General features: G+C 68.4%; 15 protein-coding genes. 9 read left to right on the top strand and 6 right to left on the bottom strand.

What is annotated here, in order from left to right:
• Positions 1 to 20: 20 nt before the first annotated feature.
• From AC1HC7_RS05185 to AC1HC7_RS05195, 3 genes are read left to right on the top strand one after another with little or no spacing between them, the layout of a single operon-like run.
• The gene (locus AC1HC7_RS05185; protein ID WP_479496045.1) at positions 21 to 1,736 is read left to right on the top strand and encodes an NAD+ synthase; all 1,716 of its coding nucleotides are present in this window, start codon (positions 21 to 23) and stop codon (positions 1,734 to 1,736) included.
• A complete protein-coding gene (locus tag AC1HC7_RS05190) occupies positions 1,733 to 2,233 on the top strand; it encodes a hypothetical protein (protein ID WP_479496044.1) in 501 nt (166 codons plus the stop codon). Before AC1HC7_RS05185 ends, AC1HC7_RS05190 begins: the two co-directional genes overlap by 4 nt.
• Positions 2,230 to 3,552, top strand: a complete 1,323-nt coding sequence (locus tag AC1HC7_RS05195) for a glutamate--tRNA ligase (RefSeq protein WP_479496043.1) — start codon at positions 2,230 to 2,232, stop codon at positions 3,550 to 3,552. Before AC1HC7_RS05190 ends, AC1HC7_RS05195 begins: the two co-directional genes overlap by 4 nt.
• A gap of 150 nt (positions 3,553 to 3,702) precedes the next feature.
• Here AC1HC7_RS05195 and AC1HC7_RS05200 read toward each other — a convergent pair whose 3' ends face one another.
• The 5 genes from AC1HC7_RS05200 to trkA all read right to left on the bottom strand — a co-directional run bounded on the left by AC1HC7_RS05200 (position 3,703) and on the right by trkA (position 10,692).
• Complete coding sequence (locus tag AC1HC7_RS05200; RefSeq protein WP_479498744.1) at positions 3,703 to 5,856, bottom strand: calcium-binding protein; 2,154 nt, start codon at positions 5,854 to 5,856, stop codon at positions 3,703 to 3,705.
• A gap of 221 nt (positions 5,857 to 6,077) precedes the next feature.
• A complete protein-coding gene (gene hflX, locus AC1HC7_RS05205) occupies positions 6,078 to 7,379 on the bottom strand; it encodes a GTPase HflX (RefSeq protein ID WP_479496041.1) in 1,302 nt (433 codons plus the stop codon).
• Between the two features lie 7 nt (positions 7,380 to 7,386).
• A complete protein-coding gene (hfq, locus tag AC1HC7_RS05210) occupies positions 7,387 to 7,626 on the bottom strand; it encodes an RNA chaperone Hfq (RefSeq protein ID WP_479496040.1) in 240 nt (79 codons plus the stop codon).
• 132 nt (positions 7,627 to 7,758) lie between these two features.
• Positions 7,759 to 9,312 carry a TrkH family potassium uptake protein gene (locus AC1HC7_RS05215; protein ID WP_479496039.1) on the bottom strand — a complete coding sequence of 518 codons (1,554 nt, stop codon included), beginning with the start codon at positions 9,310 to 9,312 and terminating at the stop codon, positions 7,759 to 7,761.
• 3 nt (positions 9,313 to 9,315) lie between these two features.
• Positions 9,316 to 10,692, bottom strand: a complete 1,377-nt coding sequence (gene trkA / locus AC1HC7_RS05220; protein WP_479496038.1) for a Trk system potassium transporter TrkA — start codon at positions 10,690 to 10,692, stop codon at positions 9,316 to 9,318.
• Between the two features lie 209 nt (positions 10,693 to 10,901).
• Here trkA and AC1HC7_RS05225 point away from each other — a divergent pair, with 209 nt between their 5' ends.
• Entirely contained in the window at positions 10,902 to 11,573 is a 672-nt protein-coding gene (locus tag AC1HC7_RS05225; protein ID WP_479496037.1) for a hypothetical protein, read from the top strand.
• Here AC1HC7_RS05225 and AC1HC7_RS05230 read toward each other — a convergent pair.
• The gene (locus AC1HC7_RS05230; RefSeq protein ID WP_479496036.1) at positions 11,566 to 12,486 is read right to left on the bottom strand and encodes a LysR family transcriptional regulator; all 921 of its coding nucleotides are present in this window, start codon (positions 12,484 to 12,486) and stop codon (positions 11,566 to 11,568) included. The genes AC1HC7_RS05225 and AC1HC7_RS05230 overlap by 8 nt on opposite strands.
• 112 nt (positions 12,487 to 12,598) lie before the next feature.
• Here AC1HC7_RS05230 and AC1HC7_RS05235 point away from each other — a divergent pair, with 112 nt between their 5' ends.
• The 5 genes from AC1HC7_RS05235 to AC1HC7_RS05255 all read left to right on the top strand — a co-directional run bounded on the left by AC1HC7_RS05235 (position 12,599) and on the right by AC1HC7_RS05255 (position 20,695).
• Positions 12,599 to 13,840 (top strand): CaiB/BaiF CoA transferase family protein, encoded by a 1,242-nt coding sequence (locus AC1HC7_RS05235; RefSeq protein ID WP_479496035.1) that lies wholly within the window; start codon positions 12,599 to 12,601, stop codon positions 13,838 to 13,840.
• Between the two features lie 16 nt (positions 13,841 to 13,856).
• Entirely contained in the window at positions 13,857 to 15,083 is a 1,227-nt protein-coding gene (gene acdA, locus AC1HC7_RS05240; protein WP_479496034.1) for a 3-sulfinopropanoyl-CoA desulfinase, read from the top strand.
• 11 nt (positions 15,084 to 15,094) lie between these two features.
• Positions 15,095 to 16,804: a thiamine pyrophosphate-binding protein gene (locus AC1HC7_RS05245; protein WP_479498745.1), complete on the top strand. Its 1,710-nt coding sequence runs from the start codon at positions 15,095 to 15,097 to the stop codon at positions 16,802 to 16,804.
• Positions 16,805 to 16,974: 170 nt separating this feature from the next.
• A complete protein-coding gene (locus AC1HC7_RS05250; protein WP_479496032.1) occupies positions 16,975 to 17,949 on the top strand; it encodes a TAXI family TRAP transporter solute-binding subunit in 975 nt (324 codons plus the stop codon).
• Between the two features lie 142 nt (positions 17,950 to 18,091).
• Positions 18,092 to 20,695 (top strand): TRAP transporter permease, encoded by a 2,604-nt coding sequence (locus AC1HC7_RS05255; RefSeq protein WP_479496031.1) that lies wholly within the window; start codon positions 18,092 to 18,094, stop codon positions 20,693 to 20,695.
• Position 20,696 lies beyond the last annotated feature (1 nt).

Genomic DNA, 20,696 nt, shown 5'->3' on the forward strand with positions numbered 1-20,696 from the left:
AGCCGAAGGACATGCGAGCGATGAGCCAGTCAACACAGCATGGAGCGCAGCATGACCCCCCGGGGGGGGCGGGCGGCGCGCCGCGCCGGCTGCGCATCACCCTGGCCCAGCTTGACCCGGCGGTGGGCGACCTGCGCGGCAACGCGCAAAAGATCCGCGAGGCCCATGTCGAGGCCAGGGCCGCCGGCGCCGACCTGCTGGCGCTGCCCGAGATGTTTCTCGCCGGCTACCAGCCCCAGGATCTGATTCTGAAACCGGCCTTCCTGGCCGCCTGCGGGCGGGAGATCGACGCCCTGGCGCGGGACTGCGCCGACGGGCCGGCGATCGGCGTCGGCGCGCCCTATGTGGAGGGCGCCCATGTCTGGAACGCCTGGTTCGTGCTCCATAACGGCGAGATCGCCGCGGTGGCGCGCAAGCACCACCTGCCCAATTACGGCGTTTTCGACGAAAAGCGCCTGTTTCACCCCGCCGATCCGCAGGGCCCGGTCAGCGTCAACGGCGTGCGCATCGGCGTGCCGATCTGCGAGGACGGCTGGCATGCGGATGTCGCCGAAACCCACGCCGAAACCGGGGCCGAGATCCTGCTGGTGCCCAACGGCTCGCCCTATGAACGCGACAAGCGCGACGTGCGGCTGAACCTGATGGTGGCCCGGGTGATCGAGACCGGGTTGCCGCTGGTCTATCTCAACATGGTCGGCGGTCAGGATGATCAGGTGTTCGACGGCGCCAGCTTCGCGCTCAATCGCGGCGGCGGGCTGGCGGCGCAGCTGCCCGCCTTCGAACGGCTGCTCGCGCATCTGGATTTCGAGGAAACGCCCTCGGGGTGGCGCTGCCTGCCAAGCCCGCTGGCGCCGCTGCCCGACCTGCTGGAAAGCGACTATCGCGCCATGGTCGAGGGCACCGCCGACTACGCCCGCAAGACCGGCTTCAAGAAGGCGCTGCTTGGCCTGTCGGGCGGCGTCGACAGCGCGCTTGTGGCGGCCATAGCCGCCGACGCGCTGGGGCCCGAGAACCTGCGCTGCGTGATGCTGCCCTCGCGCTACACCTCGGCGCAGTCGCTGGAGGATGCGGGCGGCGTGGCCCGCGCGCTCGGCTGCGCGCTGCAGGACCTGCCCATCGGCGGCGCGGTCGAGGCCGTGGGGCAGGGGCTCGCGCCGTTCTTCGAGGGCCTGGCCGCGGATGTCACCGAGGAAAACGTGCAATCGCGCCTGCGCGGGCTGTATCTGATGGCGCTCAGCAACAAGTTCGGCGAATTGCTGCTGACCACCGGCAACAAGTCCGAGGCGGCGGTCGGCTACGCCACGCTCTACGGCGACATGAACGGCGGCTACAACCCGCTGAAGGATCTCTACAAGACCCGGGTGTTCGAAACCTGCCGCTGGCGCAACGCCAATCATCGCCCGTGGATGCGCGGCCCCGCCGGCGAGGCGATCCCGCCCCGGGTGATCGACAAGCCGCCCTCGGCGGAGCTGCGCGAAGACCAGAAGGACGAGGATTCGCTGCCCCCCTACGACCAGCTCGACGCCATGCTGGAAATGCTGATCGAGGGCGACGCCTCGGTCGCCGAGGTGGTCGAGGCCGGCCATGACCGCGCCACGGTCGAACGCATCGAACGCCTGCTGCACATCGCCGAATACAAGCGCCACCAGTCGGCGCCGGGGCCGAAACTGGGCAAGCGGGCGTTCTGGCTTGATCGCCGCTACCCGATCGCCAATGCCTGGCAGGACAGAATATGAACGAATCCGCAGTATTTTACGTGAATTTCTTCAAGTTATACATGCTGGCCGCCGGGTCGGTGGTCGTCGGGGTGCTGTTCGCCAGTGCGGCGATTTCCCACGAACCCGGCCCCGAGGCCCCGGCGGTCAGCGCCATCTGGGCCGCGGCGCTGGCGCTGGTGGCGCTCGGGATCGGCGCGTGGCGGCAGGCCGCCGACCGCTCGCCGCTGATCGAGGTCTCGGCCCGGGGGATCCATGACCGCCTGCATGGCGACATCCCCTGGGATCAGGTGGCGAATTACCGGATGCACGCCTCGTTCTTCAATCCCTGTTTCGGCTACAATCTGAAGACGGGGGCGCTGCCGCCGCGCAACGCGGTCATCTACCGCGCGCTCGGGGCCATGAACCGGGTCAGCGGCCTGCCGCGACGCAATTTCAAGAAACCGATGATCGTCGGCGGCACCAAGCAGATGCTGGAGGCCTTCCGTCATTTCCGCCCGGATCTGGAGGCGACATGACCGTCACCCGCTTCGCCCCGTCGCCAACCGGCCATCTGCATGTGGGCAACCTGCGCACGGCGCTGTTCAACTGGATGCTCGCGCGCAAGGCGGGCGGCGCATTCATCCTGCGCATCGACGACACCGACGCGGACCGATCCCGCGATGACTATGCGGACCAGATCCGCCGCGATCTCGATTGGCTCGGCCTCGGCTGGGACCGCGAGGAACGCCAATCCGCGCGGCTCGCGCGCTACGAGGCCGCGGCCGAGGATTTGCGGGGCAGGGGCAGGCTTTACCCCTGTTACGAGACCCCGGGCGAGCTGGACCTGAAACGCCGCAAGCTGCTCGCCATGGGCCGGCCGCCGGTCTATGACCGCGCCGCGCTGCGCCTTGACGAGTCCGAACGCGCCGCGCTGGCGGCCGCGCGCGCGCCGCATTGGCGCTTCAAGCTGGACCGGACCCGCATCGAATGGCATGACGGCGTTCTGGGGCCGCATTCCATCGACGCGGCCTCGGTCTCCGACCCGGTGCTGATCCGGGGCGACGGGCAGTTCCTGTATTCGCTGTGCTCGGTGGTGGATGACGCGGAGATGGGCGTCACCGACGTGGTGCGCGGCGCCGACCACGTCACCAACACCGCCACGCAGATCCAGATTTTCGCCGCCCTTGGCCATGAACCGCCGCGCTTTGCGCATCATTCGCTGCTGACCGGGCCGGGGGGCGAGGGCCTGTCCAAGCGACTCGGCGGGCTGGCGCTGAAGGATCTGCGCGACGCGGGCGTCGAGCCCATGGCGCTGAATTCGCTGCTGGCGCGGCTTGGCTCCGCTGATCCGGTGGTGGCGGAAGGCGACCTTGCGGCGCTGGTCGCGGGGTTTGACCTGTCGCATTTCGGGGCCGCGCCGACGCGGTTCGACGCGGATGACCTCTGGCCGCTGACCGCCCGGATCCTGCACGCCATGCCCTATTCGGAGGCCGCGCCGCGCCTTGCCGCGATCGACGTCAAAGCGGATGAAGCAACCTGGGTCGCGGTGCGCGGCAATCTGGAAAAATTCGATGACGTAAAGCTTTGGGCGGATCTTCTGAACAACGGCGTCAAGCCGGTGGTGGCTGATGAGGACCGGGATTTCGTCGCCGAGGCGCTGGCCATGCTGCCGCCGCGCCCATGGGGCGCAGACGCCTGGAAAACCTGGACCGCCGCGGTGAAAGCCCGCAGCGGCCGCAAGGGCCGCGCGCTGTTCCTGCCGCTGCGCCGGGCCTTGACGGGCCGCGACGCCGGGCCGGACATGAGCGCGTTGATGCCGCTGATGCGGGGACCGGTTCCCGAGATCGACGCATGAGAGGGGCGCGGCGCGCCGGCCGGAACTAAGGCATATAATCAATATTATGTATTGTTATTTCGTTCTGAAAATTTGAACCGAAGGCGCGCAACGCATTGAGCGCACGGGAAAAATGCGGGGCGCGCCCGGCGCTCCGCATTCCGCAGAAAATCAGAACAGAAAATCGTCGGCGTCCAGCTGGCCGCCGGTGACGCCATCGAGGGTGATCACCACGTTGGAAAACGTCACCACCGCGTGGCCGTTGCTGGTCGAGATGTCGAGATCCTGAAACGCGCTCGCCCCGGCGCCGATGACCATCTTGTCCCTGCCGATTTCGAAATCCCGGATCAGGTCCTTGCCGTCGCCGGTGGCGAACACGAACAGATCGGCGCCCGCGTCGCCGGTGAGCTTGTCTGCGCCCTTGCCGCCTTGCAGCCTGTCGGCCCCGGCGCCGCCGATCAGCGCGTCATCGCCGCCGCCGCCGAACAGCCGGTCCTTGCCGCCGAGCCCGATCAGCCGGTCCGCGCCGCCATGACCGAACAGCCGGTCGTCGCCGGCGCCGCCGCGCAGCACGTCAAGCCCGTTGCCGCCTTTCAGCAGATCGTCGCCGCCGCCGCCGCGCAGCACGTCGTCGCCGCCGCCGCCGCGCGCCAGGTCATTGCCGGCGGCGCCCAGCAAGCGGTCATTGCCGGTCCCGCCCAGCAGCGTGTCGTCGCCCAGCCCGCCGATCAGCGTGTCGTCCCCGGCGGCGCCGATCAGGCGGTCGGCGGCGCCGAACCCGCGAATGACGTCGTTTCCGCCCAGCCCGTTGATGACGTTGGCGGATGCATCGCCGGTCAGCACGTCGTCGCCGGGGCCCGGGCCGAATTCGATGCGGAACGTCTCCTCATAGGTGTTGGAGAAGCTGTCGGTCACCCGGATGGTCAGTTCGTTGAAGGCGGGCGTGTTGCTGGGCGACTGGCCGTTCGCGTAGCTCAGAATGTCGCCCTCGATGATGAAACGGAAAGCGTTGTCGGGACTGACCACCTCGTAGGTGAAGCTGTCGCCCGCATCCGCGTCGACGGTCTCCAGCATGCCGATCACCGCGCCGACGGTCCCGGCGGCGATCGGGTCGCTGGTCAGGATCAGGTCGGTGGGCGCAGAGCCGCCGCTCACCCCCGAGGGATCGAACGCCTGCCCGGAAATGTCGGTCGCCGCGCTGCCGGGATCGCGGTTGTCGGTGAAGACCACCATCAGGTCGCCGTTGTCGAGATAGACGCCGTCGGCGCGGTGCTGCCACCCGGCCGCGGCCTGATTGACGGCGAAGGCGTCGCCGTCCCGCTCGCCGTTGGCGTCGAATTTCCAGCCGGTGACCTCGAACTGGTCGCCGTTCATGGCGTCGCCCGTGGTGAACAGCGCCACGAATCCGCCATCGCCGTCCGGGGCGATGTCATGGAGCGCGTCGGTGGGGGGGATGGCGTCGGGCAGCGTATTGCTGGCGGTCACGTCGCCCTCGGCATTGACCTTGACGACGGTCACCCTCTGCTCGACGACGGCCCCGGGCGGATCCGAGTCCATGACCATGACCACGAATGAACCGTCTGACAACCTTGCGCCAAGCGCCGTGGCGCTGGCAAACGTTTCAGAGGAGAAGATCGCCGCCGATGCGGTCTCATTGGCGTTGGCGTCGTAAAACCGCAGCGCCACCTGGGTGAAGGTGGTCTCGCCGTCCGGCGAGTCTTCCGTGGTCGTCGCAAGAAACGCGAACGAATCCTCGCCCGCCTGAAACAACGCGTTGCCGTTGGAGCGGTGCGGAACCCCGCGGCCCAGCAGATCGCCCTCGATCTTCACGGTCATGGCGCTGCTGACCACGGTCATGATCGTTTCCTGAGAAAACGTGTCGGCGCCGACCACGACGATGTCGCCGTTGTCCAGCGCCACGATCCCGCGCGCGAAATCGCCGTCATCGACGTTGAGGACGTCGCCCACGCGGGCGCCATCGACGTCAAAACGCGCCAACATGCCCGACGGATGGTCTTCGCCGCCGCTTCCCTGCGCCCAATAGATCGCGAACCCGCCGTCATTGGTGGAGATGATCATCGGATCGGCCATGTCGCCGGTCAGGTCCGTCGCCGCCGCGAAAGCGTCGCCCACCTTGTTGCGGCCCGCGTCGAACAGCTGGATCATCGGCGTGCGGCCGCCGTCGTCATCCTGCGCCGCGCCCAGCGTTTCCAGCCATACCGCGGCAAAGCCGCCATTGCCCAGCTTCGCTATGCCGGGGCTGTATTTATCGCCGTTCCCCGACGACACGTCGATTTCCGGGCCGTCCCATCCTGGCGCTGCCATGTCGCTTCCCTCGCTCGTTCACATATATATAGCTCCGCGCAATCGACCGCCGGCGGCGGCGGGCGACGAATACAGCCGTCGGTCCATCCCGAGACCGATCCGCCCCCCCCGGGGGCCGGTCAATGAATTGTTAGGGGAACTGCCGCCGCAAAAAAACCCTCCGGGGCGTCGCAACCTGAGAACAAGGGGCGAATGCGGGCGCGACGGGCCGGGAGACGGCGTCAGGCGCCGCAGGCGATGTCCGGAAACCGCTTGGCGAAACGGTCGGCGATCTCGGGGTCGCCGCGCGCGATGACGGTGGCCCCGTCCGCATCGTCGCGTTCCGAAATCACGGTCATATGCGCGTGCAGCCAGGCGCGCGCCGCGCCCTCGCCCGCGGGCATGACGTAGCGGCGCGTCACCTCGCGGGCGCCGAGCCGCGCCTCGATCTGCGCCAGCAGGTCGTCCAGCCCCTGCCCCGTCACCGCCGACACCGCCACCGCGTTGTCGCGTCGGGCGCATTCGTTCAGCACCGCCAGTCGCGCCGGTTCGTCCAGCAGGTCGATCTTGTTGCGCAGCTCGATCATCGCGTCGCGGCGGTCTTGCGAGACCCCGAGCCGCGCCAGCACCTCCATCACGTCGTCATGCTGCGCGGCGCTGTCGGGGTGGCTGGCGTCGCGCACATGCAGGATCAGATCCGCCTCCAGCACTTCTTCGAGCGTGGCGCGGAAGGCGGCGACCAGTTCGGTCGGCAGGTCGGAGATGAACCCGACCGTGTCCGACAGGATCGCCTTGCGCCCGCCGGGCAGTTCCAGCAAACGCATGGTCGGGTCCAGCGTCGCGAACAGCATGTCGCGCGCCAGCACCTTCGCCTCGGTCAGCCGGTTGAACAGCGTGGACTTGCCGGCATTGGTGTATCCCACAAGCGCGACAATGGGATAGGGGATCTTCTTGCGGGCCGCGCGATGCAGGCTGCGGGTGCGAGTCACGCGTTCGAGCTTGCGGTTGATGCGGTCGATCTTGTCGGCGATGGCGCGCCGGTCGGCCTCGATCTGGGTCTCGCCGGGGCCGCCGACGAAACCAAGGCCGCCGCGCTGGCGCTCCAGATGGGTCCAGGACCGCACCAGCCGGGTTTTCGCGTAGGTGAGATGCGCAAGTTCGACTTGCAGCACGCCTTCGCGGGTGCGGGCGCGGTCGCTGAAAATCTCCAGGATCAGCCCGGTGCGGTCCAGCAGCTTGACGTTCCAGGCGCGTTCCAGATTGCGTTGCTGGATCGGCGACACCGGGCCGTCGACGATCGCCAGATCCACGTCCTCGGACGCGAACAGCGCCTTGAGCTCCGCCACCTTGCCCGACCCGAACAGCGTGCCGGCCTGTGGGGCGGACAGCGGCACGACCAGCGATCCGGCCAGGTCCAGGTCGAGCGCCGCGGTCAGGCTCACCGCTTCGGCAAGCGACTCCTCGGGGGCCCGGGCCCTGCCGGCGTCGCCCCGGCCCGCGCCGCGCGCGCGGATCGCCGGATGCAGGACGAATACGCGGGTCACGCGCCGGTCAGGTCTGGTCGTCGCCGTCGTAGAGCGTGATCGGCTGCGAGGGCATCACGGTGGAGATCGCGTGCTTGTAGACCAACTGCGATTGCCCGTCGCGGCGCAGCAGGACGCAGAAATTGTCAAACCAGGTGACCACGCCCTGAAGCTTCACGCCATTCACGAGAAAGATCGTGACCGGCACCTTGTTCTTGCGAATATGATTCAGGAACGCGTCCTGAAGGTTCTGTTTGTCAGCAGGCATGGTTCCGCCCCGATCCCTGGAAATCATGCGGCGCATTGATGCGCCGTCATTACTCTTGCCGCAAAATCCGTCGAAGACCCCGCGTCCTCACGCCCCAAAAACACAATCCAGCAAGCTGTTGCAAGGGCGAAATCATTTGCGCCAGTAGCCGGGATTGAACAGCGCCACCAGAACCAGCACCTCGATCCGGCCCAGAACCATCACCAGGCACAGGATCATCCGCGCCTCCAGCGACAGCAATCCGTAGGCCCCCGGATCGTTCATCAGCAGCGGAAACGCCGGCCCGGTGTTGGACAGCGCCGCCACCGCCGCCACCAGCGCGGTGTCAAATCCCATGCCGGTCAGGGTCAGCGCGGTGAGGCTGACCGCCAGCGCCGCCATGAACAGCATCATGAACACCCAGGCGTTGACGATGCCCTGGCGCGTCAGCCGCCCGCCGCCGGTGCGGGTGGTGTCCACCATGTGCGGGTGGATCAGCCGGGCGATCTCGGCCGAGGAATGCTTGAACAGCGAATAGGCGCGGAACAGCTTCACCCCGCCCGCCGTGGAGGCCACCCCGCCGCCGAGCGCCGCCAGCCCCAGCAGCATGATCGCCGGATTTTCCAGCCCCGACCAGTCCTGCGCCTCGGCCCAGTCGGCCGAGGCGTAGCCGGTGGTGGTGAGAAAGCTCACGCTGGTGGCCACCGCCCCCCACGCCGCCACGAAGCCGCCATGCAGCGCCTCGACCAGCCCCGCCGATTCCACCGATCCCGGCCCCGACAGCGTCAGCGCCCCCAGCCAGTGGCGCCCGAACAGCCAGCCCGAGGCGACGGCCACGGTCAGCGCCAGCAGCTTCAGTTCCGGGTCGTTGCGGGCCACGCGCAGCAGCGGCGCCCGCCCGGCATTCTGGCGGAACGGCAGCCGGCTGGCGGCGGCGATCATGAACACCAGCGCCACGGCCTCGGCCCAGCGGTTGTCCAGCGCCGCGAAACCGCCGTCGAGAACCGTGATGCCGCTGGTGGACATCACCCCCATGGCGTGGACCAGCGCCACGAAGCTCGGCGATCCGACCGAGGCCAGCCCCGCCGCCAGCGCCGCGGTCAGCCCCACATAGATCGGGGCCACGTGCAGGGTGGCGCGCATCACGCGTTCGCCCCCGGGGCCAAGCGCCATCACCCGTCCGGCGCGGCTGGACGCGGCGCCCGCGTTGCCGGCGCCCGGCGTGTCGATCAGGTTGCGCGGGGCCAGGATCGCCGCCGCGACGATCAGCGTCGCGGCGCCGCCGAACCAGCCCAGCATGGCGCGCCACAGATTCAGCGCGCGGGCGATGTCGCCGGGGCGGTCGAACAGGGTGGCCCCGGTGGTGGTCAGCGAGGACAGCGCCTCGAAATACGCGCCATTGGCCCCCAGCGTCGGATGCAGCAGCCAGATCGGCATCGCCGCGAAGCCCGGCACGACCAGGAAAAACCCGCCCATGGTCAGCAGCTCCGAGCGCGGCGCCTCGGCCCCCGACGACCGCCCGCCGCCGGGGCGGCGCGCCGCGGCGCCCAGGATGAAGGCGCAGAACACCACGAAGACGCCGCTGTAAAGAAACAGCCGCGCCGATCGCCAGTCCCGTTCCAGCGCCCCGAACAGCGCCGGCAGCAGCATGGACAGCCCGATCAGCGCCAGCGCGATCAGCAGGACTGGAATGCCGCGCAGGCGCATGGCTCAGAAGAAATTCGGCGCGACGCGGAACAGCTGCTCCACCTCATGCACGCAGTCGCGCAGCGCGAACACCACGATGCGGTCGCCTTCCTTGATCACCAGATCGCCCGAGGGCATGCGCACCCCGTCCTTGCCCAGCACCGCGCCGACCATGGCGTGTTCCGGAAAGCCGGCGTTGCGCAGCGCCGTGTCGGCGATCGGCGAGGTGGCGAGCACCTGCGCCTCGATCACCTCGGCCTCGCTGTCGCCAACGGAATAGACCGCGCGCACCCTGCCCCGGCGCACATGGCGCAGGATCGAGGACACCGTGGTGGCCCGCGGCGCCAGCAGCGCGTCGATGCCCAGCGGTTCGGCCAGTTCGCCGTAGCTGATGTCGTTGGACAGCGCGATCGCCACCTGACAGCCGTTGCGCTTGCCCCGCGCCGCGGCCAGCAGATTGGTCTTGTCGTCGTCGGTGAGCGCCAGGATGGCGCCGGCGTCGGCGATCCCGGCCTCGGCCTGCAGATCCGGGTCCAGCCCGTCGCCGAGCAGCACGATGGTGCGGTCCAGCGCCTCGGCGGCGCGCTCGGCCTTGGTCCGGTTGCGTTCGATCATCTTCACGCGCGGGCGCGCCGGGTCGGCCTCCAGCATCCGCGCCACCGCCAGCCCCACATTGCCGGCGCCCACGATCACCACGCGGTCCGAGCGGGGCTTTTCGCGCCCGAACAGGCTGATGGTGCGGCGCACATCCGCCTCGACGGAGACGAAATAGATGTCGTCGCCCTTGAACAGCTGGTCGTCGGGCGAGGCGACGTGCAGCGCGCCCTCGCGCCGATAGGCCACGACGATCGCCTTGAGGGTCGAGAACAGCTCGGTCAGCTGGCGCAGCGGGGTGTTGAGCACCGGGCAGTCCTCGTCCAGCCGGATGCCCACCAGCCGCACCCGCCCGTCGAGAAAGTTCTCGCTGTCGAAGGCCTCGGGCGCGGCCAGCCGGCGCAGGGCCACCTTGGCGACCTCCAGTTCGGGCGAGATCACCACGTCGATGGGCATGTGATCGCGGCGGAACAGGTCCGCCCAGGCCGGCGCCAGATAGGATTGCGCCCGGATGCGGGCGATCTTCTGGGGCACCGAAAACACCGAATGCGCAACCTGGCAGGCCACCATGTTGACCTCGTCGGCGAAGGTCGCGGCGATGATCATGTCCGCGTCCTCGGCCCCGGCGCGCTCCAGCACGTCGGGATGCGAGGCGAAGCCGGCGATGCCGTTCACGTCATAGGCGTCGGTGACCCGGCGCACCAGGCCCGGATCCTGATCGACGATGGTGACGTCGTTCTTCTCGCCCGCCAGATGGCGCGCGATCTGGGATCCCACCTGGCCCGCGCCGCAGATGATGATTTTCATGTGGTCCCGACCCTGATCGCCCTGATCGCCCTGATCGCCCTGATCGCCAGCCGGGCGAGGCGGCCCGGGCGGCGACTATGGGCCGTGCGCCCGGCGCAGTCAAACGCCGCCTTTTGCGCCGATTTCGCCTCAAATGCCGTGCAAGGCGCGCTTGACGCGTTCATCCACATGAACGAAAATCCCCGGATAGTTTTGTTGGAGACCCGCGCATGACCGAACGCCCTGCCCTGGCCCCGTTTTCCACCCCGTTTCCCGCCCCGCTTCGCGCCCCGTTTCACGCCCTGATCCCGCGCGCGCCGGTTTCGCGCGCAGTCGCCGGCCTGTTCGCGCTGGCCGCCCTGTTCGCGCTGGCCGCCCCGTCCGCGGGCGTTGCGCAGGCGGGCGTCGCGCAATGGCAGACCATCGTCAGCAAGGGCGCCTGGCGCACCGAGGTCAATATCCATGACGACGGCGATTTCAGCTGCGATTCCCTGACCAGCAACGAATCCGGCGTGTCCTTTCGCTACGCGACCTGGCGCGACGGCGCCTTCGTGATCTCGGTGGCCTCGCCCGGCTGGAGCTTCGGCGCCCCGGCCGAGGTCAGCTACCGGATCCAGGTCGATGACCGCGAGCCCTGGATCCTGACCGGCGTCAAGGACGGCAACGTCATCGTCACCGCCATTGATGTGAGCGAACCGGCGCTGCGGCGGTTCTTTCGCGAAATCTACCAGGGGCGGCGGCTCTACGTGAAGAACGGCGGCGGCAGGGCGGTGGCGCAATTCTCGCTGGCGGGATCGGCGGCGGCCATGGCGGCGCATTTCGAATGCGGCAACAACCTGCGCGTCACCGCAATCACCGCCAGCGATCCGTTCGATGTCCAGAGCGGCGACCCCTTCAAATAGCCGCCGCGCGCTTCGCGGCGGCGGCGGCCTCGGTCGCCTCGCCCGCCTCGCGCACCGTCTGCATCACGCAATCCTTGAGCAGCCGCGCCGGTTCCCCCGCTTCGCCGCGCAGACGTTCGACGAACACCAGCCGGCGCATCTGCGGCGCGTCGCCGAAGGGCGTCGCATACAGCCCCCGGGCGAAATCCCGCACCCCCAGCCGCCACGGCGTCACCGACACCCCGAGACCGGCGCGCACCAGGCTTTCGATCGCCTCCAGCGAATCCACCTCGGTCTTCTGCGTCACCCGGATGCCGTGGCGCAGGATCAGCGCCTCGATGGCCTGCCCCGCCCAGCTCTTGCGGTTGAACCAGATGAAGGGATGCGAGGCCAGCAGGTCGCGCCAGGTCTGTCCGCGCGCGCGCGCCGGCGCCACGACGTAGAGCCGTTCGTCGCCGATGGGGGTGATGCGCAGGTTCTCGATCGGCCCGGCGGGGGCGGTGGTGATCGCCAGATCCAGATCCCCCACCAGCACCTGCATCGCCAGATCGCCCGAGGCCCCGGCGCTGAGCCGGGTGGCGATGCCGGGCTGGCTTGCATGCAGGCGGCCCAGCGCCGGGGCCAGCAGGTCCGGCAGTTCCGTTGACACCACGCCGACGTTCAGCGCCCCGCTCAGGCCCTTGTCGGCGCCGATGGCGCGGATCTCCTCGGCCAGTTCGAACATGCGCCGGGCGCGCTCGACGATCTGGCGGCCGCGATGGTTCAGCACCGGCGGGCGGCGCGTCCGGTCCAGCAGCGCGCCGCCAAGCTGCCGCTCAAGCTCCTTGACATGCACCGACACGGCGGAGTGGCTCAGACCAAGCGCCGACCCCGCCTCGGTGAAGGTGCGGCATTCGGAGATGGCGATGAGGGTTCTCAGATGATGCAGCTTCATGACTCGGCGCCACTTTGTTACGTTTTCTGACAATAAACCGCGAAAATATTCGCTTTCAATGGTAAAACCTATGGATAACACTCCTGTGAGCAAACAAGGCGATGCAGATCCCATGACCAGCCCCGGAAATCCCCCCCCCAGCGGCCCGCTTGCCGGGATTCGCGTGCTCGATCTCAGCCGGATCCTGGCGGGGCCGACCTGCACGCAGCTGCTTGGCGACTACGGCGCCGAGGTGATCAAGATCGAAAAGCCCGGCATGGGCGACGACACCCGCGGCTGGGGCCCGCAATACCTGAAGGACGCCGACGGCGCCCCCACCACCGAAAGCGCCTATTACCTCTGCGCCAACCGCAACAAGCTGTCGGTGGCGCTGGACATCGCCACGCCCGAGGGCCGCGACGCGGTGCGCGCGCTGGCGCGTGAAAGCGATGTGTTCGTGGAAAACTTCAAGACCGGCGGGCTGGCGCGCCACGGGCTGTCCTACGCGGATCTGCGCAAGGAAAACCCGGATCTGATCTACTGCTCGATCACCGGATTCGGCCAGACCGGCCCCAACGCCCGCCGCCCCGGCTATGACCTGCTGGCGCAGGGGTTCGGCGGCATCATGAGCCTGACCGGCGAACCGGACGGCGAACCCATGAAGGTGGGGGTCGGCGTCGCCGACGTGGTCTGCGGCATGTATGCGGCCACGGCGATCCTCGCGGCGCTGCATCACCGCGACGCGGGCGGCCAAGCCGAAGCGGGACGGGGGCAGCATATCGACATCGCGCTGGCCGACGCCCAGGTCGCCTGGCTGGTCAATCAGGGGACCAATTACCTGGTGACCGGCGATCCCCCGGTCCGGCTCGGCAACCAGCATCCCAACATCGTTCCCTACCAGGTGTTCGGCGTCAGCGACGGCCATGTGATCGTCGCCGTGGGCAACGACGCGCAGTTCCGCCGGTTCTGCGCCGTTCTCGGGCTCGAGTCCCTTGCCGACGATCCCCGCTACGCCGCCAACACCGACCGCATCGCCAACAAGGCGTCGCTGATCGACGCGCTGTCGGCCGCGCTGGCCCTGCGCGCCAAGGACGAACTGATCGCGGCGATGGACGCGGCCTCGACGCCCGGCGGTCCGATCAACACCGTGCCCGAGGTCTTCGCCACCGAACAGGTCGCGGCGCGCGGCATGCGCATCAACATGGCGCATCCGGCGACCGGTCCGGGGGGCGTCGATCTCATCGGCAACCCGGTGAAGATGAGCGCCACCCCCGTCGCCTACCGCCATCATCCGCCCATGTGCGGCGAACACACCGACGAAGTCCTGCAGCGGATCCTCGGGCGCAAGGCGCCCGGGAAAGAAACCGGTCCGTGACCCCCGAGAGGCCCAGATGACCCAGTTGACCGACCAGCAGGAAACCCTGCGCGACGCCGCCCGCAAGCTGGCGATCCGGCACTTCCGCCCCCGCGCGGCGGAGATCGACCGCACGGAGCAATACCCCTGGGACAATGTGGACCGGCTGGTCGAGGCCGGGTTCATGGGCATGACCATCCCCGCGCCCTATGGCGGGCTCGGGCTCGGCTGTCTCGACGCGACGCTGGTGGTGGAGGAGATCGCCAAGACCTGCGGCGTCACCGCGCGCATCGTGGTCGAGGGCAACATGGGCGGCGTCGGCGCGATCATGGCCTATGGCTCGCATGCGCAGAAATCGCTGGCCGCCGGGCTGGTGCTGAAGGGCGACAAGCCGGCGATCTGCATCACCGAGCCAGGCGCCGGCAGCGCCGCCACCGAGATGACCACGACCGCCGTCAGGACCGGCGATCGCTACGTGCTGAACGGGACCAAGCACTGGATCACCGGCGGCGGCGTGTCAAAGCTGCACCTGATCTTCGCGCGGGTCATCGACAGGGGCGAGGACATGGGCATCGGCGGCTTCATCGCCCTGCGCGGCGCCAGGGGATTGCGCATCGGGGCGCGCGAGCCGGCCATGGGCCTGCGCGGCATCCCCGAAACCGAGATCGTCATGGAGGATCTGGAGATCGCCGACGACATGCTGGTGCGCCCGCCCGAGGGCCTGCGCCGCGGCTTCGCGGGGCTGATGCGCGCCTATAACGGCCAGCGGGTGGGGGCCGGGACGGTGGCGCTCGGCATCGCGCAGGGCGCGTATGAGCTGGCGCTGGACTACGCCAAGACCCGGGTGCAGTTCGGGCGGCCGATCGCCGAATTCCAGGGCCTGCAATGGATGCTCGCCGACATGTCGATCGGGCTGGCGGCGGCGCGCGCGCTGCTGCGCGACGCCGCCGCCGGCGCCGCGACCGGCGCAACCGGGTTTCCCGACATCCAGGCCGCGGCGCAGGCCAAGATCCTGGCGTCGGAAACCGCGATCAAGGTCACCAACGACGCCTTGCAGATCCATGGCGCGGCCGGATATTCGCGCAATCTGCCGCTGGAGCGCATGGTGCGCGACGCGCGCATGTTCACCATCGGCGGCGGCGCCGCGCAGGTGTTGCGCACGCAGGTCGCAGGGTCCATTCTCGACATGAAACTGCCCCAGACCCGCGACGGCTATCTGTCCGCCGCCAGGGGCTCGCCGATGCTGCGCACCGCCGCTGAATGAACAGGACGACCATGACCGAACCCGGCGCCGCGCCCGCCCCCAGTCCCGTCTCCAGTCCCGCCCCCAATCCCGCCCCCAGTCCCGCCCCCAGTCCCGCCGCCAGTCCCGGCGCCGGCCGCGACAGCGCCGCGCGGCTGATCGCGCGCCGCCTTCACGCCGCCGGCTGCCGCCATGTCTTCGGCATACCCGGCGGCGAGGTCCTGGCGCTGCTTGACGCGCTGGAGGCCGAGGGCCTGCGCTTTCACCTCTGCCGCCACGAAAACGCCGGCGGGTTCATGGCCGAGGGCGCCCATCACGCCACGGGCGCGCCCGGGGTGCTGCTGGCCACCATCGGGCCGGGGCTGGTCAACGGGCTGAATTCGGTGATCAACGCCATGCAGGATCAGGTTCCGCTGATCGTGCTGTCGGGCTGCGTCGACGGCGCCGAGGCCGCCACCTACACCCACCAGGTGTTCGACCAGCGCGCGGTGATGGCCCCCATCGCCAAGGCCAGCCTGACCGCCGCCGACGGGGCCGTGGACGTGATCATCGACCGGGCCGTGGCGATCGCCATGGCCGATCCGCCGGGGCCGGTGCATGTGGATCTGCCGATCTCGCTGGCGGATCTGGCGCAGGTCGCGCGCCCCGAATTGCTGACCCCGCCCGCCGCCCCCGCCGCCCCCGCCGACGGCCCGATGCTGGACGCCGCGCGGCGAAAGCTGGCGCAGGCGCGGCGCCCGCTGATGATCGCCGGCATGGGCGCGGCGCATCACCACGCCGGCGGCGTGGTCACCGATCTGTGCCGCCGGCACGCAATCCCGCTGGTCACCAGCTACAAGGGCAAGGGGCTGATGGACGAAGGCGACCCGCTTTGCCTTGGCGGGCACGGCCTGTCGCCGGAATCCGACAAGCTGCTGGCCCCGCTGATCGCGGCGGCGGACCTGATCCTGCTCGCCGGCTACGACCCCATCGAGATGCGCCCCGGCTGGCGTGGATTGTGGCCGGCGGACAAGGCCATCGACATCGCCCATGTCCCGGCGCGCCACGGCATGCATTCGGCCTCGGTCGGTTTCGTGGGCGACGTGGGCGCCGGGCTGACGCGGCTGTTCGAGGGCGCGCGCCCGCGCGCGGTCTGGCCCGACGGGCTCCCGGCCCGGACCCGGCGCGCGCTGAAGGATTTCTTCGCCGATCGCGATGACTGGGGCGCCCACAAGGTCTTCGCCACCGCGCGAAAGATCCTGCCGCCCGAGACCGTGGTCACCGCCGACAGCGGCGCGCACCGGATCCTGCTGTCGCAGATGTGGGACTGCCCGGCCCCGCGCAGGCTGCTGCAATCCTCGGGGCTTTGCACCATGGGCGTCGCGCTGCCGCTGGCGCTGGGCCATCGGGTCGCCGATCCCGACACCCCGGTGATGGCGGTGATGGGCGACGCCGGGCTCGACATGATCCTGGGCGAACTGGCGACGCTGCGCGATCAGCGGGTTGCGGTGATCGCGCTGGTGATGATCGACCGGTCGCTGTCGCTGATCGACCTGAAGCAGGACCGCATGGGGCTGGCCAATCGCGGCGTGCTGTTCGGCCAGACCGATTGCGCGAAACTGGCGGCAAGCTTTGGCGGAGTCGGGGTTCATGTCAAAGATGCGGCGAAATTGAAGCGCGAACTCGCCGACGGCCTAGAAAGAGCCACATTTACTCTCATAGCATGCGAAATCAGCAAGACGGATTACTGGGGGGCGTTCTGAGCGATCAGGCCGCGTCGCGATCCGCCTTCACCGCCGAGACAGCCGTCGGACGATCGTCGTTTCGTCCGGGTGCGGATCAGGGGCGCGCGCGTGCGACCCCGAACCAACGACGAAGACGCGAAAAGGGCAGGCGCGACGCCGGGCCCGGTTGAAGAACAGGGAGCTGAACCATGAAACCCATGAACATTCTTGCGGCGGCGAGCGCGGCGGCGGGGATCTTCGCCGCCATGGCGACCGGCGCCGGCGCCGTCGAGCAGAAATTCGTGTCCATCGGCACCGGCGGCGTCACCGGGGTTTATTATCCCACCGGCGGCGCGATCTGCCGGCTGGTCAACAAGATGCGCAAGACGACCGGCATCCGCTGTTCGGCGGAATCCACCGGCGGATCGATCTACAACATCAACACCCTGCGCGCGGGCGAGCTTGAATTCGGCGTCGCCCAGTCGGACTGGCAGTATCACGCCTATAACGGCACCTCGAAATTCGAAAAGCAGGGGCCGTTCAAGGGCCTGCGCGCGGTGTTCTCGGTGCATCCCGAACCCGTCACCATCGTGGCGCGCGACGATTCCGGCATCAACAACATCACCGACCTGAAGGGCAAGCGGCTCAACATCGGCAACGCCGGCTCGGGCACCCGCGGCACCTGGGAGGTGATCGAGAAGGCGATGGGCTGGAAGCGCTCCGACCTGCGCCTCGCGGCCGAGCTGAAATCCGCCGAGACCAGCCAGGCGCTGTGCGACGGCAAGATCGACGCCTATTTCTGGCTGGTGGGGCATCCCTCGGCGCTGACCCAGGAATCGCTGGCCACCTGCGCCTCGCATCTGGTGCCCGCCACCGGCCCGGAGATCGACGCCCTGGTCGCCGACCGCCCCTATTACCGCAAGGCGGCGATCCCGGCGGGCATGTACAACAACAAGGAGGACATCAACACCTTCGGCGTCGGCGCCACCTTCGTGTCCTCGACCGACGTGCCCGACGACGTGGTCTACACCATCGTCAAGGCGGTGTTCGACAATTTCGATGATTTCCGCAACCTGCACCCGGCCTTCAAGCACCTGAAGCCCGAGGAAATGATCCGCGACGGCCTGTCGGCCCCGCTGCATCCGGGCGCGGTGAAGTACTACAAGGAACGCGGCTGGATGTGATCCCGCCCGATCCGCGACGGCCCCTTTGGGGGCCGTCGGCATTTCAACTGATTTCCACAAGAACAACGCCCCGGCGCCGACGCGCCAGACGGGCGGCGCGCGGCGCTGAAGCCAGCGCGGGACATAGCAACGGGGAAATGGCATGACCGCCAACACCGAAGCCCAGGACATTGTTGCCCAATCGGACACGGGCGCGCGCAACCTCACCGGATCGCTTGGAAAATTCGTCGCGGGACTGGCCTTCGTCTGGTCGGCGTTCCAGCTTTACATCGCCTCGAACCTGCCCTTCTACCTGACCGAAATCACCGGCGTGAAGCTGCTGCTCAACAACGCCGAAACCCGCTTCGTGCACCTGTCCTTCGCGCTGGCGCTGGCCGCCTTCGCCTTTCCGCTGTTCAAGTCGAGCGCGCGCCGCACCATCCCCTGGTATGACTGGCTGCTGGCGGCGCTGGGCGTGTCCGCCTGTCTGTATCTGCTGGTGTTCAAGGAGGACATCGCCGATCGCGCCGGGCTGCCCACGACGGCGGATCTGATCATGGCCACCATCGGCATGGCGGTGCTGGCGATCTCGGTGTTCCGCTCGCTGGGCCTGCCGCTGGTGATCGTCGCCAGCATCTTCGTTTTCTACGTGTTCTTCGGCGACCGGTCCTTCATGCCGGACGCGATCATGTGGAAAGGCGCCTCGGTGGGCAAGGCGCTGTGGCATTACTGGATGCAGCTCGAAGGCGTGTTCGGCGTGGCGCTCGGGGTCTCGGCCTCGATGATCTTCCTGTTCGTGCTGTTCGGATCCTTGCTGGAACAGGCCGGCGCGGGCAACTATTTCATCAAGCTCGCCTTCGCGCTGCTCGGGCATCTGCGCGGCGGACCGGCCAAGGCGGCGGTGATCGCCTCGGCGGCCTCGGGGCTCTATTCCGGGTCGTCCATCGCCAATGTGGTGACCACCGGCACCTTCACCATCCCGCTGATGAAACGCACCGGGTTCTCGGCCGAAAAGGCCGGCGCGGTCGAGGTCGCGGCCTCCACCAACGGCCAGCTGACCCCGCCGGTGATGGGCGCGGCGGCGTTCCTGATCTCGGAATTCACCGGGGTCGCCTACACCGACATCCTGCGCCACGCCTTCCTGCCGGCCATCGTGTCCTATATCGCGCTGGTCTACATCGTGCATCTGGAGGCGCTGAAGCTCGACCTTCAGGGCATGAAGAAGCCCAGCGCCATCGGCACGCTGGCCCAGCGCCTGACCGGGGTGCTGTTCGGCTTCATCGCCATGTGCGTGCTGGCCGGCGCGGTCTATTTCGGGCTCGGCTGGGTCAAGGTGGCCTTCCCGGGCATGGGCTTCACCGCCGCGGCGCTGATCTTCCTCATCACCTATCTGGTGCTGCTGGCGGTCGCCGCCAAACGCCCGGACCTGACCGTCGACGACCCCAACGCCCCGATCGAGGAGCTGCCCCGCCCCGGCGACGTGGCCAAGACCGGGCTCTATTTCATCCTTCCCATCGTGGTGCTGATCTGGTGCATCCTGATCGAGCGCCTGTCGCCGTCCTTCTCGGCCTTCTACGCCACCATCGCCATGATCACCATCGTGCTGACCCAGCACGCCGGCAAGAACCTGCTGCGCGGGGCCGGCGGACTGGCGGCGGGGGCGATGGCGGGCTGGACCGACTTCACCGGCGGCATGATCGCGGGGGCGCGCAACATGATCGCCATCGCGGTCGCCACCGGCGCCGCCGGGGTGATCGTCGGCACCATCTCGCTGACCGGCGCGCATCAGGTGATCGGCGCCTTCGTCGAGGTGCTGTCGGGCGGCAACCTGATGCTGATGCTGGTGTTGGTGGCGGTCATGAGCCTGCTGCTGGGCATGGGCCTGCCCACCACCGCCAACTACATCGTGGTGTCATCCCTGATGGCCCCGGTGATCGTGTCGGTGGGCGCGGCGCAGGGGCTGATCGTGCCGCTGATCGCGGTGCACATGTTCGTGTTCTATTTCGGCATTCTCGCGGATGACACGCCGCCTGTGGGGCTTGCCGCCTTCGCGGCGGCGGCGATCTCGGGGGGCGATCCGATCAAGACCGGCGTGCAGGGGTTCATGTACGACATCCGCACCGGCCTGCTGCCCTTCATGTTCATCTTCAACACCGAACTGCTGCTGATCGACGTGAGCTTCTTCAAGGCGATCTTCGTGTTCGTGGTGGCGGTGATGGCGATGATGCTGTTCGCGGCGGCGACGCAGGGCTATTTCTTCGCCCGCAACCGGATCTGGGAAAGCGCGTTGCTGATGGTGGTGGCGCTGACCCTGTTCCGACCGGGGTTCTGGCTTGATCAGGTCTCGCCGAAATACGACATCCGCCCGGGGACCGAAATCGTCGCAGTGGCGCAATCCCTGCCGGATGCCGGGCGAATACGCTTTCAGGTCAGCGGCACGGATTTCGACGATCCCGACAAGATCGGCAAGCTGACGGTGGAACGGGAACTGGCCCCGGGGGACAACGGCGACGCGCGGCTGAAGGCGCTGGGCCTGCTGGTGGAGGTCACCGACGGCCAGGCCCTGCTCGAAGAGCCCCTGCCCGGCACCCCCATGCAGAAGGCCCTGCAGAAATTCGATTTCTACGGCGACGAGCCTGTGGTGATTTCGCGCATCGAGGTCACCAACGAGCGGATCTTCAAGGAAATCTTCTACATCCCCGCGATGCTGGTTCTGGCCTTCGTCATCATGATGCAGCGCCGCCGCCAGACCAAACCCGCATTCTGAG

It is taken from the genome of Oceanicella sp. (genome assembly GCF_056449545.1).

Bases quoted from the DNA above. Each gene is read 5' to 3' on its own strand.
- AC1HC7_RS05185 (WP_479496045.1), top strand. From the start codon at position 21: ATGAGCCAGTCAACACAGCATGGAGCGCAGCATGACCCCCCGGGGGGG.
- AC1HC7_RS05190 (WP_479496044.1), top strand. From the start codon at position 1,733: ATGAACGAATCCGCAGTATTTTACGTGAATTTCTTCAAGTTATACATG.
- AC1HC7_RS05195 (WP_479496043.1), top strand. From the start codon at position 2,230: ATGACCGTCACCCGCTTCGCCCCGTCGCCAACCGGCCATCTGCATGTG.
- AC1HC7_RS05200 (WP_479498744.1), bottom strand. From the start codon at position 5,856: ATGGCAGCGCCAGGATGGGACGGCCCGGAAATCGACGTGTCGTCGGGG.
- hfq (WP_479496040.1), bottom strand. From the start codon at position 7,626: ATGCCTGCTGACAAACAGAACCTTCAGGACGCGTTCCTGAATCATATT.
- AC1HC7_RS05215 (WP_479496039.1), bottom strand. From the start codon at position 9,312: ATGCGCCTGCGCGGCATTCCAGTCCTGCTGATCGCGCTGGCGCTGATC.
- trkA (WP_479496038.1), bottom strand. From the start codon at position 10,692: ATGAAAATCATCATCTGCGGCGCGGGCCAGGTGGGATCCCAGATCGCG.
- AC1HC7_RS05225 (WP_479496037.1), top strand. From the start codon at position 10,902: ATGACCGAACGCCCTGCCCTGGCCCCGTTTTCCACCCCGTTTCCCGCC.
- AC1HC7_RS05230 (WP_479496036.1), bottom strand. From the start codon at position 12,486: ATGAAGCTGCATCATCTGAGAACCCTCATCGCCATCTCCGAATGCCGC.
- AC1HC7_RS05235 (WP_479496035.1), top strand. From the start codon at position 12,599: ATGACCAGCCCCGGAAATCCCCCCCCCAGCGGCCCGCTTGCCGGGATT.
- acdA (WP_479496034.1), top strand. From the start codon at position 13,857: ATGACCCAGTTGACCGACCAGCAGGAAACCCTGCGCGACGCCGCCCGC.
- AC1HC7_RS05245 (WP_479498745.1), top strand. From the start codon at position 15,095: ATGACCGAACCCGGCGCCGCGCCCGCCCCCAGTCCCGTCTCCAGTCCC.
- AC1HC7_RS05250 (WP_479496032.1), top strand. From the start codon at position 16,975: ATGAAACCCATGAACATTCTTGCGGCGGCGAGCGCGGCGGCGGGGATC.
- AC1HC7_RS05255 (WP_479496031.1), top strand. From the start codon at position 18,092: ATGACCGCCAACACCGAAGCCCAGGACATTGTTGCCCAATCGGACACG.